At 65.9% G+C, this 13867-nt stretch carries 11 protein-coding genes; 4 read left to right on the top strand and 7 right to left on the bottom strand.

The window, feature by feature from the left end; translation table 11 throughout:
- Positions 1-18 precede the first annotated feature (18 nt).
- Positions 19-420 carry a winged helix-turn-helix transcriptional regulator gene (locus MFF62_RS29400; RefSeq protein WP_238267391.1) on the top strand — a complete coding sequence of 134 codons (402 nt, stop codon included), beginning with the start codon at positions 19-21 and terminating at the stop codon, positions 418-420.
- Between the two features lie 90 nt (positions 421-510).
- Here the strand turns inward: MFF62_RS29400 and MFF62_RS29405 are convergent, their stop codons facing one another.
- The 3 genes from MFF62_RS29405 to MFF62_RS29415 are packed head-to-tail and all read right to left on the bottom strand — an operon-like array spanning position 511 to position 4794.
- A complete protein-coding gene (locus MFF62_RS29405) occupies positions 511-2085 on the bottom strand; it encodes an efflux transporter outer membrane subunit (protein WP_238267392.1) in 1575 nt (524 codons plus the stop codon).
- Positions 2082-3161: an HlyD family secretion protein gene (locus MFF62_RS29410; protein ID WP_238267397.1), complete on the bottom strand. Its 1080-nt coding sequence runs from the start codon at positions 3159-3161 to the stop codon at positions 2082-2084. The genes MFF62_RS29405 and MFF62_RS29410 overlap by 4 nt, the downstream gene beginning before the upstream one ends.
- Positions 3162-3174: 13 nt before the next feature.
- Complete coding sequence (locus MFF62_RS29415; RefSeq protein ID WP_238267401.1) at positions 3175-4794, bottom strand: MFS transporter; 1620 nt, start codon at positions 4792-4794, stop codon at positions 3175-3177.
- Between the two features lie 432 nt (positions 4795-5226).
- Between MFF62_RS29415 and ilvB the strand changes: the two genes are divergently transcribed.
- Complete coding sequence (ilvB, locus tag MFF62_RS29420; RefSeq protein ID WP_238267502.1) at positions 5227-7029, top strand: biosynthetic-type acetolactate synthase large subunit; 1803 nt, start codon at positions 5227-5229, stop codon at positions 7027-7029.
- On the opposite strand, the gene MFF62_RS29425 is transcribed toward ilvB, so the two are convergent.
- Positions 7026-7967 (bottom strand): LysR family transcriptional regulator, encoded by a 942-nt coding sequence (locus MFF62_RS29425; protein ID WP_238267403.1) that lies wholly within the window; start codon positions 7965-7967, stop codon positions 7026-7028. The two genes, ilvB and MFF62_RS29425, sit on opposite strands and share 4 nt — an antisense overlap.
- A 243-nt stretch (positions 7968-8210) precedes the next feature.
- On the bottom strand, positions 8211-9287 hold the full coding sequence (locus MFF62_RS29430) for a porin (protein ID WP_238267405.1): 1077 nt from the start codon (positions 9285-9287) through the stop codon (positions 8211-8213).
- Positions 9288-9635: 348 nt separating this feature from the next.
- Between MFF62_RS29430 and MFF62_RS29435 the strand changes: the two genes are divergently transcribed.
- Positions 9636-10547 carry a LysR family transcriptional regulator gene (locus MFF62_RS29435; protein WP_238267407.1) on the top strand — a complete coding sequence of 304 codons (912 nt, stop codon included), beginning with the start codon at positions 9636-9638 and terminating at the stop codon, positions 10545-10547.
- 18 nt (positions 10548-10565) lie between these two features.
- On the opposite strand, the gene MFF62_RS29440 is transcribed toward MFF62_RS29435, so the two are convergent.
- Positions 10566-11468 (bottom strand): LysR family transcriptional regulator, encoded by a 903-nt coding sequence (locus MFF62_RS29440; protein ID WP_238267409.1) that lies wholly within the window; start codon positions 11466-11468, stop codon positions 10566-10568.
- 151 nt (positions 11469-11619) lie between these two features.
- The gene (fliD, locus tag MFF62_RS29445) at positions 11620-12408 is read right to left on the bottom strand and encodes a flagellar filament capping protein FliD (protein ID WP_238267418.1); all 789 of its coding nucleotides are present in this window, start codon (positions 12406-12408) and stop codon (positions 11620-11622) included.
- A 186-nt stretch (positions 12409-12594) separates the two neighbouring features.
- Here fliD and MFF62_RS29450 point away from each other — a divergent pair, with 186 nt between their 5' ends.
- Positions 12595-13860 carry a TIGR03862 family flavoprotein gene (locus MFF62_RS29450; RefSeq protein WP_238267421.1) on the top strand — a complete coding sequence of 422 codons (1266 nt, stop codon included), beginning with the start codon at positions 12595-12597 and terminating at the stop codon, positions 13858-13860.
- Positions 13861-13867 lie beyond the last annotated feature (7 nt).

Here is a 13867-nt window from a genome sequence, read left to right on the forward strand (position 1 = left end):
ACCAACCGGAAGATGAACATGTCACCCAGTACGAATCCCTCGCCATCGCAAGATGAGCCCCAAGATCCGCCGGAAGATTTGGCACTGATCGCGCGCACTCTCGAAGTCGTGGGCGATGCCTGGACGCTGCTGATCGTCCGCGAGGCGCTGGCGGGCACGACCCGCTTCTCGCAGTTCCAGCGCCAGTTGGGCGTTGGCCCCAGCATTCTCGCCGCGCGGCTGCGCGCGCTGATGGACCATGGCGTCATGGAGGCCCGTGCCAGCACGCAGCGCGCGGACTGGCATGACTACGTCCTGACTGACAAGGGCGTACGTTTGCAGACCGTGCTGGCCGCGCTGCGCCAATGGGGCGGCGACCATTGCGCGGTGGGCGGGCTGGCGCACGTCTGGATGCCCGAAGTCGCCCTGGCACGTGAGTAAGACGGGACCGGAATGCGACGCGGCACCTTCGGGCATTACGCCGGAAGGTGCCGCTTGTAGAGAAGAGGAGTAGGGGAGGAGGCGCCGAGGTCAGTGCGCCGTGTTGGCGCTGCCAGCGGTGCTGGCGACGCTGGCGGTGCCGCCATTGCCGTAGGTCGATTCCCAGCCGCCACCCAGTACCTTGCAGAGCACGATGAGGTTCGTGGCCGCCGCCGCGCGGCTTTCCTCAAGGTTGCGCTGGGCCTGCAGCAACTGCCGCTGCACGTTCAGGACGTCCAGATAGTCGACGGCCCCGGCCTTGTAGCGTTGCTGCGCAATCGACAGGGCGCGCTGATTCTCGCTGACCACGGTCACGAGCTTGTCGCGGCGCCGTTGCTCGGCGTCGTAGGCTACCAGCGCATCGTCAACCTCGCGCCATGCCTTGAGCACCGTGTGCCGATAATCGATGGCCGCTTCCTGCTGCTGTGCCTCGCGCAGACGCAGCGTCCCCTTCAGGCGTCCGCCCTCGAAGATCGGTATCGAGATAGACGGGCCGACCACGAACTGCCGTGATGCCCAGTCAGCCAGGCTGGAGAGCTGCAGGCTTTGAAAGCCCGCGCTGCCGTTCAGCATGATGCGCGGATAAAAATCGGCCTTTGCCATGCCGATCGACGCCGTCGCCGCATGCAGTTGCGCCTCGGCGCGCCGGATATCGGGCCGCCGCTGCACGATCTCGGAGGGCAGGCCCACCGGCACACGGGCCGGCAGTGCCGGCATCGCGCGCGGCTCGGCCAGTTGCTGCTTCAACGCGCCGGGTTCCTGGGCCAGCAACAGGCCGATGGCATTGATGGTGGCATCGTGACGCGCTTCGAGCGTCGGGATCAGACTTTCGATCGATGCCACCTGGGCGGTGGCATTGGCCACGTCGAGATCCGTCGTCACGCCTTCGCGAGCCCGCACCTGCGTGAGCCTGGCTGCATCGCGGGCGATTTCCAGGTTCTGCTGCGCGATCTCCAGCAGCGACTGGATGTCGCGCAGTTCCACATAGTCGCGTGCCAGTTCGGCGCGCACCGACAGCAATACCGCGTTGCGGTCCTCGAAGGACGCATCGGTCAAGGCACCGACCGCCTCGACGCTGCGGCGCACCCGGCCCCAGATGTCGATTTCCCACGAGGCGTCGATGCCCATCTGCCAGACATCATAAGGCGGAGATCCGCTCGATCCCGGCATCGGTGCGACGCCGGTGGGCGAGCCGCCCGACGCCGATTGCGTCTGGGTGGCGTTGGGCGCCACGCCCAGCAACGACAGAATTCCGGTGGGGCTGCCGCGCTCGCGGTAGTAGGACGCGGCACCGTCGAACTTCGGCAACTGGGCGGCACTCACGATCTGCTGGGTGGCGCGGCTTTGTCCCAGGCGCGTCGCTGCCGCCGCCACGTCGAGGTTCGACTCTGCCAGCCGGGCCTGAAGCTCGTTCAGCATCGGGTCGTTGAGCAGCGTCCACCAGTCGTCATGGAATTCGGTGTCGACGGCGCGGCTGTCGGACTGCGCCGACTGCAGGCGCTGGAAGATGTCGGGCGTGGATGATTCCGGCCGCTTGAAGTCGGGCCCGACGGCGCAGCCCGCCAGCGCGAGCGATGCCAGCAATGTGAGCGTGGTGGCTCGGAACGAGAAGGCTTCGGTTTTCATTTCGGGTTACCTCCATGGGCCGGCGCATCGCTGCCCTGGCTGACATCGACATCCGCGACCACCGAGAGGCCCACGCCGAGTTCGGCTGCAACCTTCTGTCCATGGTCGATGGTGATCTTGACCGGCACGCGCTGCACGATCTTGGTGAAGTTGCCGGTGGCGTTGTCCGGGGCGATGGCCGCGAAGCTGACGCCGGTGGCCGGCGCGAGGCTGTCGATATGGCCCCGGATCTCGACGCCAGGCAGGCTGTCCACGCGGATACGGGCGCTTTGTCCCGGGCGCATGTGGGTGATCTGGTTTTCCTGGAAGTTCGCCACCACGTATGCGTCGGCGATGGGCACGATGGCCAGGACCGGCGCGGCGGTGGTCACGTAGGCGCCCACCCGTGCGGAGCGCCGGCCGATCTTGCCGTCCACCGGGGCGTGGATCTCGGTATAGGAGAGGTTCAGCTTGGCCTGCTCCAGTGCCGCCTCGGCGCGTGCCTGGGCACCAAGCGCCTTGTCGCGCTGGGTACGCAGCACATCGAGGTTCTGCTCGGCGGCGCTCAGGCCCGCACGATCATGGGCTTGTTGGGCAAGCTGCTCGGCCAGCGCACTGGACGAGCGCTGCTGTTCCTGCGCGGTGCCGGCGCCGGCTTCCGACAGATTCTGGTAGCGCGACGCGTTGGCGCGTGCGAACGCGATCGATGCATCGTCGGACTGGAGCTTGGCCTTGGCCTGCAGCACCAGCGACGGATGCCGCGCGATCTCCGCATCGAAGTTGGCCACCAGTGCCTTGGCGGCCACGACGTCGGCCTGGGCGCTCTGCAGCGCGGCGCGGAAATCGCGATCATCAAGGCGCACCAGAAGCTGACCGGCCTTGACCGACTGGTTGTCGTCGACGAGTACCTCGGAGATCTGTCCCGCGACGCGGGCGGCAACCAGTGTGAAGTCCGCCATGACATAGGCGTCGTTGGTGGATTCGTTGCTGGAACGGAACATCAGGCCCGTGCAGGCCCAGACCGCGACGCCAACAGCAACGATGGCAGCGGCAAGGCGGACGTGCTTGAGAGGAGGGCGTTTGGTTTCGGAAGACATGATTGACCTTTGCTCAGTTTGTGGAAGACGGTTTGGTGAACCAGGGCGGGTAGATGCGCACCGGCAGCAGCGGGATGACGCAGAGCAGCGCAATGGCGAGGCAGCCCATCAGGCGGTACAGGTCCGCCGATGTCAGCACCAGCGCCTGCTCGTGTATGCGATGCGCAAGTTGTCCGAGGTGCTGCGCCGTGTCGACACTGCGGCCGGCCGTGCCGGCGCTGTTGCCGATCTGGTCGACCAGCACGTTCGAATGAAAGCGTTCACGCCCGGTACCGATGCCTTCGATCAGCGCCGTGGCCACGGCCGCCGAAAACGTCTTGAGCGAGTTGAACATGGCCGACGCGAACGGCCCTTCGGTGGGGGGCAGGCCCGTGGTGACGCCCATCAGAATGGCCAAGATCAGCATCGGCTGCGCCACGATCTGCAGCGATTGCAGCCAGAAGAAGTTGTCGCGAATCCATTCGGACGTGACGTAGCTACCCAGCAGGCAGGTGGTAGCCATCAGCGACAGGCCCACCGCCATGACCCATCGGTGGTCAACCCGGCGGATATTGAGGAATGCGGCCGTCAATGGCAGCGTCAGCAGCAACGGCAGGGCCACCAGCAGCGACAGCGGCGCGGTCTGCAACGGACGGTAGGCGTGCAGCCGGGCCAGATGCTGCCCGGGGATGGCGGCCACGCCGACCAGCAGGATCACGGCGCCCGCAAGCGTCAAGAGCCCATGCGCGAAGTTGCGGCGTGCGAGCAGTTGCAGCTTGAAGAACGGCAGCGGGTGGAACCACTCGTTGAAGAGGAAGACCACCATCAGCAGCGTGCCGCCACCGAGCATCACGCGGATCAGATGCGAGTGCAGCCAGTCCAGCCGGTCGCCCTGCATCAGTCCGATGACGAGCATGGCCACGGCGGGAAAGCCGGTAAGGAAGCCCGTCCAGTTGAATGCGGCAAGCCTTTCCAGCTTGAGCGGGTCGTCAGGCAGGCCCCAGCGCACCGCGAGGCAGCTCACCACGCCCAACGGCACGATTTGCCAGAAGACCATCTGCCAGCCGACATACTCGGTCCACAGCGCGGCCAGCGGCGTGCCGAGCGCGGGGCCGAACGTCGCGGTCATGGCATAGCCGGCCAGCCCGTACAGCTTGACCTTGGGCGGCAGGTAGCGCAGCGCCACGATGATCAGCATCGGTGGCAGGCAGCCACCGGCGATGCCCTGGAGAATGCGCAGCGTATACAGCGCATCGAGGCTGGGCGCGAGCGGGCAGAGCACGCCCAGCAGCATCGTCGCCAGGATCGCGCCGATGGTGAAGCGCTTGAGCGTGAAGGTGATGCCGAACCACGGGGCGAAAACCATCGTTGCCACGTTGGCCGCCTCGAAGAGCGCGGTGATCCAGGTGCCGTCGTCACGCCCGACCGAGAACACGCCCTGCACGTCGGCCAGTGCCAGCGCCGTGACCTGCTCGTTGAGAATGGCCAGCAGCGATGCCAGCAGTACGCCGACAAGGCCGATGGCGACGCGCAGCGAAAGCGTTGCCGAGCCGGGCTGCGCGGCAGGTGGCTGCGCCGGCGCCGCAGGGTGGGAGGGCGGTGGCCCGACCGGCGGCGTATCGGCTGCCGGTGCTGGAGTTGGGGCGATGGTCATCGGGGGTTCCCTGGATCTTGTACGTCGGCTGCGCGAGGCGATCGAAGGAGGAAATCCCGGCTTTCGCACCGCGCTACGTTGGTGCGTTCAATGTACGAGATTGAAAGTATTTCTTGCGGCCCGCACACGTCGGTATCGGGCCAAGTTATGCGCGAATTTTGCCAAGCGATGCGCGCGGTCCTTGATGGCCATAGCATGGCGAATGGCTGTTGTTCCGCGCTCTCAACAATCGACCTGAACCTTGGGTGGCGTGCAATACCGTTGGCCAGAAATCGCTCGTTTTTGGCCTGCAAGACGCACTGCCGGATCGGCGCAAGGGAGGGTTCGTTGCCACAATGGCCCGTACCGTTTTCTTCTTGCCTGTCACCCGTGAGCCAGCCCGCACAAGCCCTGTCCCCCGTTGCCGCCAAACCGGCGACACCGCCCGAAATGATGTCGGGCGCCGATATCATCCTGCGCGTTCTCAGCGAGCAAGGTGTCGATACCGTATTCGGCTACAGCGGCGGGGCAATCCTGCCGACGTACGACGCGGTGTTCCGCTTCAACGCCATGCACGCGGCCACGCCGGAGCGCCAGATCAACCTGGTCGTGCCCGCCAACGAGCAGGCGGCCGGATTCATGGCCGCCGGCTATGCGCGCGCCAGCGGCAAGGTGGGCGTATTCATGGTGACGTCCGGACCCGGCGCCACCAATGCGGTGACGCCGATTGCCGACTGCAATGGCGACTCGGTGCCGGTGGTGCTGATATGCGGCCAGGTGCCGCGTGCTGCCATCGGCAGCGATGCGTTCCAGGAGGCGCCGGTCTTCAACATCATGTCGGCGTGCGCGAAGCAGGTGTTCCTGGTGACCGATCCGCTCAAGCTCGAACAGACGCTGCGCACGGCCTTTGAAGTGGCACGTACGGGGCGCCCGGGGCCGGTGGTCGTGGATGTGCCGAAGGATGTGCAGAACTGGATCGGCCCGTACCTCGGGCATGGCTCGTTGCAGTTTCGTGGGTACTCCGAGCGACTGCGGCGCGTGGCGCATGGCGACCGGCTCGAAGGGAAGAAGCGCGACAAGTTCTTCGAGTTGCTGCGGCAAAGCCGGCGTCCGTTGCTGTACGTCGGCGGTGGCATCATCACCGCCAGCGCAACCGCCGAGCTGCGCCAGTTCTGCGAGCGCTTCCAGATTCCGGTGGTCTCCACGCTGATGGGGCTCGGCGTGATGCCGCCGAAGCACCCGCTTTACCTGGGCATGCTGGGCATGCACGGTGCGGCGAGTGCGAACTATGCCGTGGAGGACTGCGACTTCCTGATCGCCGTGGGCGCGCGCTTCGACGATCGCGTGGCGGGCGGCCGGCCCCATGCATTCGCCCCCAACGCACGTTACGTGGCGCATATCGACATCGACGCGGCGGAGATCAACAAGGTCAAGCGGTCGCACTGGAGTCATGTGGGCGATGCGCGGCGCGCGCTGGTGTCGTTGCTCGACCACGAGCCGGCGGAGCCGGTGCACCGGCCGTGGTTGCAGCACATCGGGGAGCTGAAGCACCGGTATCGCATGAACTATGACCGCGCCAATCCCCGGATCCAGCCCCATTTCGTGGTGGAACTGCTTGGCGAGATCACCGGCGGGCGGGCAATCATCAGTACCGGCGTGGGTCAGCACCAGATGTGGGCGGCGCAGTACTTTCCGTTTAACGAGGCACGCAGCTTCCTGACGTCGGGCAGCATGGGCACGATGGGCTTTGGCCTGCCTGCGGCAATCGGCGCGCAGATCGCGCGGCCCGATGCGCTGGTCATCGATATCGATGGCGATGGCAGCATCCGCATGAACCTTGGCGAGATGGAAACCGCGACGACGTACGGGGTGCCGGTCAAGGTGCTGCTGATGAACAATCGCGGCGACGGCATGATCCGGCAATGGCAGCGGCTGTTCTTCGACGGGCGCATGATGGTCAGCGACAAGGCGTTGCACCGCAAGGACTTCGTCCAGGCGGCACAGGCCGACGGCTTCGAGTTCGCGCGCCGGGTGGAAGACAACGCCATGCTGGAAGACGCGCTGCGGGCTTTTGTCGAATTCAAGGGGCCGGCCTTCCTGGAGGTGATGATCGACGAGGATGCCGACGTGTTTCCGATGGTGGGGCCGGGCCAGAGCTACGGCGGCATGATCACGGGACCGTACATTCCATCGCGCGAGGATATGGCGTCGACCGACGACGGGGCGCCTAAGCAGGCCGCAGCGGACATGTTCTAGCCGACAGCCGCCGCGGGGCCATGGCCCGCGGTGGCGGCCAGCGCCGTGGCGGTACGCTCCCGCAGGCGCGGCGTCACGAAATCGAGGAAGGCCCGCAGCTTGAGCGGTAGCGGTGCCTTGCCCTTGTGCACCAGGTTGACCGGCAGCGGCGCCGACTCGAAGGATTCGAGCACGACATTCAGGCTGCCATCGCGCACGGCGTCGTTGACCTGGTATGACAGCACCCGGATCAATCCCACCCCAAGCTTTGCCGCCGCAATGGCGGCTTCCGCCGTATTCACAGAAAACCTTGACCGTACGGGCACCGAGATTTCGCGTCGTCCGGTGCCGAACACCCAGGCGCGCATCGATGCCATGACCTCGAATGTCACGCATTGATGCGCGGCGAGGTCGTCCGGGGTGGCGGGTACGCCACGAGCTTCCAGATAGGCGGGGCTGCCGCACACCACCCGGCGCACACTGCCCACGCGGGTGGCGAACAAGGTACTGTCGGGCAGCTCCCCGATCCGGATGGCGACGTCGGCATGTTCGTCCATGAGGTGGACCACGCGATCCGTGAGCGCCAGGTTGATGTTGATCTCGGGATACTCGGCCAGGAATTCCGCGATAACCGGCACCACATGCAATCTGCCGAAGTTCACCGGGGCGGTTATCACCAGCTCGCCACGCGGCGACACGTGCTCTCCGACAGCGGTGCGCTCGGCCTCGCCCACCTGTTCAAGAATGCGGCGGCTGGCCTCGACGTACGCGACCCCGGCCTCCGTCAGCGACAGCTTGCGCGTCGTGCGGTGCAGCAATCTTGTCTTGAGGTGCGCTTCCAGATCCGCCACCTTGCGGCTGACGGTTGGCAGCGGCATGGCCAGGCGGCGCGCCGCCGACGAAAAACTGCCCGCGTCGACCACGGCCACCAGGAGCGACATCGACTCGAACAGGTTCATCGGATTCTCTCTGCAGGTGAAAGGAATGCTTCGGATTCTCTGGAAATATCTATTGGCATGCAAGCGTGTCGATTATCTCTCCCCTCGGTTTTGCTCCCCTCTCCCTCCGGGACCCTCCGGGAGAGGGGAGCAATCCATCGCGGGAGAGGGGAGCAGACCAACAAAAGAAAAAAGCGTGGTGCCAAACGAGCCACCACGCCAATCGGAGGAAAGTGTCAGACCACCGAAATAAAACAGATGCCGTCAGAACCGGTGACGGACGCCCATGACCGCGCCGAATTGGTCCTTGCCCGGCTGCACGTTATAGACCGCGCTGGTGCCGGTGCCGCTGTTGAAGCCGTTGACCCCCAGTTGGGAGTTATCCTTGTTCAGCGCGTAGGAAGCCGAGACGTAGACGTCGGTACGCTTGGACAGCGCGTAGTCGCCGGTCACGACAAACTGCCACGGGTCAGACCCGGTCTTGCGGAAGTCCTGGTAGTAGGCAACGCCCATCAGCGACAGCGCCGGCGTCAGCTTGTAGGTCATGCCGAGCCAGTAGAAGTTGGACCCGGCGTCCGGCGCCTGGGCACCGGTCAGCTTGGCGCCGTCGTACGCCTTGGCCAGCCGGTAGCCGGCAAACACCTTGGCGACGCCAATCGAATAGGTACCCCCGACCGACACGCGCCGGATGACCGGCGCCTGGTTGGCGGGCGTTCCCACATGGATGTCGTCGTAGGCCACGCCAACCGCATACGGGCCGGCCGCATAGTTGATGAAGGTGCCGAACTCCCGGCCAAACACATTGGCGCCCGGGACTTCCGCGCCATTGGACTGGAACGAGTAGAACGCCTGGGCGCTCAATCCGCCAAACGTGGCCAGGTACTTGATGGTGTTGTCGGCGCGCGAGCCAAACTCCGGCGCCTGGGCCAGCATGCCGTAGCGGTCGGCGATCACGGTCGGGTCATAGGTGCTGCCGAACTCGCGAATCGACGTTTGCTGCCGCCCGAGGCGCAGCGTGCCGAACCGGCTTTCCAGTCCAACGTAGGCATCGCGGCCAAACAGCCGGCCGCTCTGCCCGGAACTGCCGGTGTCGATATCGAAGCCGCTCTCCAGCTGGAACATCGCCCGCATGCCGCTACCCAGGTCCTCGGCGCCGCGCAACCCCCATCGCGAGCCGGACTGGTTGCCGGAAGTGACCCTGGCGAGACTATTGCCGTTCACGCCTGTGTTGTTGATGTACTCGACGCCAGCGTCGACGATGCCGTACAGCGTGACGCTCGTCTGCGCACAGACCGCATTGGCGGCGACGGATGTGGCAATCACCGCAATGACTTTTTTCATTCTTGAAACTCCTCCTGCTACGGGTGGGACCGGATTTCTTGTTTGCGGGAGCGTGTGGCGGAACGTTGCTCCCATGACGAAGATGGTAGTGAAACGAAGGTGGTAAGTGCCAGGAAAAAAAGACGATATCTGGCCAAAAGCGACATACATCGGGCCATTGCGTCCGCCGCCGCCCCGCTGCCTGCCGCGCATCCGGCGCGATGGCGCAAATCGTGAACAGACTGGCCAGGCAGGGCGATGGATGTTCGGGCGAAGGCGGCCATGCGTTCGTACCATGGATCAGGTGCCGGCTCGCAGGAAGTTCGGCGATGTCAACGAACGAGGCGGCCCGGGATGCCGTATGGAAACATGCTCCACAAGAGATCCGATGAACCCGCCTACTGGAACGACTGGGACAACTTCTGCCGGGTGGTGGAGGCCGGGAGTTTCACCGGTGCCAGCGACCTGACGGGAATTCCCAAATCATCGATCAGTCTTTCGCTGTCGCGGCTCGAAGCGCGGCTGGGCAACCGGTTGCTCGACCGGACGACCCGCAAGATCCGCGTGACGGATTTTGGCGAGACACTCTACGCCCGCATCCAGCCGCTGCTCAACGAGTTGCGGGAAGCGGACAACGATGCCAGGTCGAACCGGCAGAAAGTCTCCGGAACGCTGCGGCTGGCGGCGCCTTATGAAACCGGATGGCTTCACCTGGCCCCGGCGCTGGGCAAGCTGCTCAAGGCGCATCCGGAACTGAAGGTCGAGATCGACGATACGCGCAAGATTCCCAACCTGCTGGAGCAGCGCTACGACGTTGCATTCGTGAAGACCGACGCACGCCTGCCGGACAGCTCGCTGGTCAGCAAGCGCGTGGTGGCCATGGAGCGGGCGTTCTTCGCGGCGCCGGAGATGATCAGCCGGCGCGGCCTGCCCCGCAAGCTCCAGGACATCGCGTCGTGGCCGACCATCGTCGACATGGACGACGACTATTGGGATCTGCTCGAAGACGGCCAGGAGGTGGAGCGAATCGCGTTGACGCCGACCATTCGCACCTACAACGTGGAGATCCGGGTGCGGGCCGCCACCGATGGCCTGGGGGTGGTGCGATTGCTGCCGGCCTACGTCGAGGAACAACTCCGGCGTGGCAGCCTGGTCCGGCTGTTTCCCCAGCAGTTGTCGTCGCCGCTCAAGGTGTACGCGCTGACGCCGGCGCGCAGGCTCGTCCCGGCCAAGGTGCGCGCGCTGCTGGAGGCGCTCGACGTGCCGACGGTGGAAACCTGAGTGTGAAGCCGGAGCGCATCATCCATTCGATGGCTCGGCGGCATCGGCCACGACGCCGTTCCCCTTGCAGACGTCGTCCACCCAGTCGATGAACACGCGCAGTGCCGGCGACAGGTTCGGGCGGGAGAAGATGGCCGACAACGCTGGCGCAGGCGGCCGGAAATCGGGCAGGACTTCGGCAAGCTCGCCGCGCTCCAGATGCGGCATCGCCAGCAGCAGCGGCACCTGAATCAGGCCGAGCCCGAGCAGTCCGCTTTGCAGGTGCGCCTCGCTGTCGTCCGTGGAAAGCCGTGACGGCACGCGCACCACCCTCGGCCTGCCGTTCGCCAGGAACGTCAGCCCTGGGGACGCGCCGGGAACGGCATAGTTCACGGCGTGATGTGCCTGCAGGCTGTCGGGGTGCGATGGGGTGCCGAAGCGCGCCAGGTAGGCGGGGTTGGCCGCCGTCACGTACGGATAGCGTCCGATGCGGCGTGCGGTCAGCGACGAGTCTTCGAGTTCGCCGATGCGGATCGCGCAGTCGATGCCATCCTGCACCATGTCGGGCCGGTGCTCGCCAAAGTGCATCGAGAGTTCGATATCGGGATGCTGCGCATGAAACGACGGCAGGGACGGCATGATGACGCGTCGCCCGAGCGAGTCCGGCAGGGCGATGCGCAGCCGGCCTTGCGGCCCGCGCTCGGCGTTGCGAAAGCCCGCCTCGGCCTGGTCGACGGCGGCCAGGATGGTGACGCAGTGGCCATAGTAGACCGCGCCCTTTGGCGTCAGGCGCAGGCTGCGGGTGGACCGATGGATCAGCCGCACGTCCAGCGCGGCTTCCAGTTCCTGTATCAGCCGGGTGGCGGAGCCCCGCGCCATGCCCAGCGAATCGGCGGCGCGGCTGAAACTGCCGGCCTCGACGATTCTTTTGAAGACTGACATGGCTCGGAACTTGTCCATCCGAAGCAACCCCTTGCGACATTGGCGACGCGCGATGTTAGTTTTGCCGCGCCGCAGCACACAAGCCGCCTGCCTGGCCCAGTGTGTCGAGTGAATGGCAACAATCGCGCGCCGCTAGCGCTACGCGCCCGCCTCAGCGTCCGCGCAGCAATGCCACCTGGCCGGAAAAGAACGCGTTGGCCGAGTTGCTGTTGTTGATCAGCATGTCGAGCCGCGTGTACTGGATGCGGTAGGTTTCCATCAAGGCCACGGCACGGGTCGCCTCATCGGCCTGGCGGCCCGCGAGGTTGCGCAGGTCGCCCTTGACCTGGCTTGCAGCCTTGTCGAGGTAGCCACCGGGCTTGGTCACGGCCGCCACCACATCGGAGATCGCCTTGCCGATCCCGCCATCGCGGTCTTTGCCCTGGAGCAGGGTCTTAACCGCCTCGGGGTCGTCTTTCAGGGCCTTTTCCAACTTGGCGCTGTCCAGTGCCAGGTTGCCGTTCTTGTCGAAGGACAGGCCGAGCTTGGCCATGTCCGCGCCGTCGAGCGAACCCTGCAGGGCCGTGGAAATCGCGCGCAGCGACGCGTCGCCGACCAGCGCGCCGCGCACCGTGTTGTCGGTGCCGACCGCGCCCTGGGCGCCGATCTCGCTGCGTACCGCGTTGAACGCATCCACCAGTTGCTTGACCGCCGAGACCGCGGACGACTGTTCGCCGCTCTTGGGGGCGTCGAAATTACCGAGCTTGGTGATGGCGCTGGCGGCGTCGGCCAGCTTGTCCAGGCTGCCACGCACCTTGGCATAGCCCGACAGCCGGGCGTTGTACGACGTGGCCTGCTGGTCGTAGAAGTTGAGCCGGGCCGCGACGCTGCGTTCCTTGGAGGCAAGAATCTGGTTCAGGTCGAAACCGGCGGCAGTACCGAGGGAGGAGACAGAACTCATCGTTGATCCATCCGTGAGAGAGGGGGAAGAGATGCACGGATTAACGACACGGATCGTGTGATTAATTATTCACAAATTATCAAAAGACAATTATGCGAAAAGGAAAAAGCGTCGGCCGGGGTGCCTGCCGTTTTCCAAAGGCTCTCCCCTTATAATTCGCCGGCCATCTGCCAGCCCCACCACGCCATGCCTGCTGTTCCTGCCGTCGACCCCATCCGCCACCCCGGCGCCATCGTGATTGGCGGGGGACCGGCCGGCCTGATGGCGGCCGAGATGCTGGCCGCGCAGGGCGTGCCGGTCGACGTCTACGACGCCATGCCGTCGGTGGGACGCAAGTTCCTGATGGCCGGCAAGGGCGGCATGAATATCACCCATGCCGAGGCGGCCGACGCGTTCCTGGGCCGCTATGGCGCGCGCGCTGACCGGATCGGCCCGCTGCTCGACACGTTCGACGCCGGCACGCTGCGCGCCTGGGTGCATGCGCTGGGCATCGACACGTTCGTCGGCAGTTCGGGGCGCGTGTTCCCCACCGACATGAAGGCCGCGCCGCTGCTGCGTGCGTGGTTGCACCGGCTGCGGGAGTCGGGCGTGCGCGTCAACGTGCGGCACCGCTGGCTTGGCTTTACCGGATCGGCCGATGGCTGGCATGGCCTGCGTTTCGCCACCCGCGACGGCGAGGTGGAAGTGGCGGCGCGCGCCGTGGTGCTGGCGCTGGGCGGCGGTAGCTGGGCGCGCCTGGGTTCTGATGGCGCGTGGGTGCCGGTGCTGGCGGCGCGCGACGTCGACGTGGCGCCGCTGCGGCCCGCCAACTGCGGCTTCGATATCGAATGGAGCGCGCTGTTCCAGTCCCAGCATGCGGGAGACCCCGTGAAGCCGGTGGCCATCGGCGTGACCACCCTCGATGGCACGACGCTGCACCGCCAGGGCGAGTTCGTGATCAGCGAAACGGGCATCGAAGGCAGCCTGGTCTATGCGCTGTCCGCGCCGATTCGCGACCTGATCGACGCCAACGGGTTTGCGACGATCACGCTGGACCTGGCGCCGGGACGCTCAGCCGAGGATGTGGCCGCCGAGGTGGGTCGCCCGCGCGGCTCGCGCTCGGTGTCCAGCCACCTGCAGAGCCGGCTCGGCATTACCGGCGTCAAGGCACGGCTGCTGCGCGAGGCGCTGTCGAAGGACGCGATGCACGACCCCGTGGCGCTGGCGGCGGCGATCAAGGCGCTGCCATTGCGGCTGGTGCGCGCGCGGCCCATCGACGAAGTCATCAGCTCGGCCGGCGGCGTGCGCTTCGAGGCGATGGACGGCCATTTGATGCTCGATGCGCTGCCAGGCGTGTTCTGCGCCGGGGAAATGCTCGACTGGGAAGCGCCCACGGGCGGTTACCTGCTGACCGCGTGCTTTGCCAGTGGCCGGGTGGCCGGCGCGGGCGCGGCGGCCTACCTGCAGCGCTGAAGCGTTC

Source organism: Cupriavidus pauculus (assembly GCF_022179805.1).
Lineage (GTDB): Bacteria > Pseudomonadota > Gammaproteobacteria > Burkholderiales > Burkholderiaceae > Cupriavidus > Cupriavidus pauculus_E.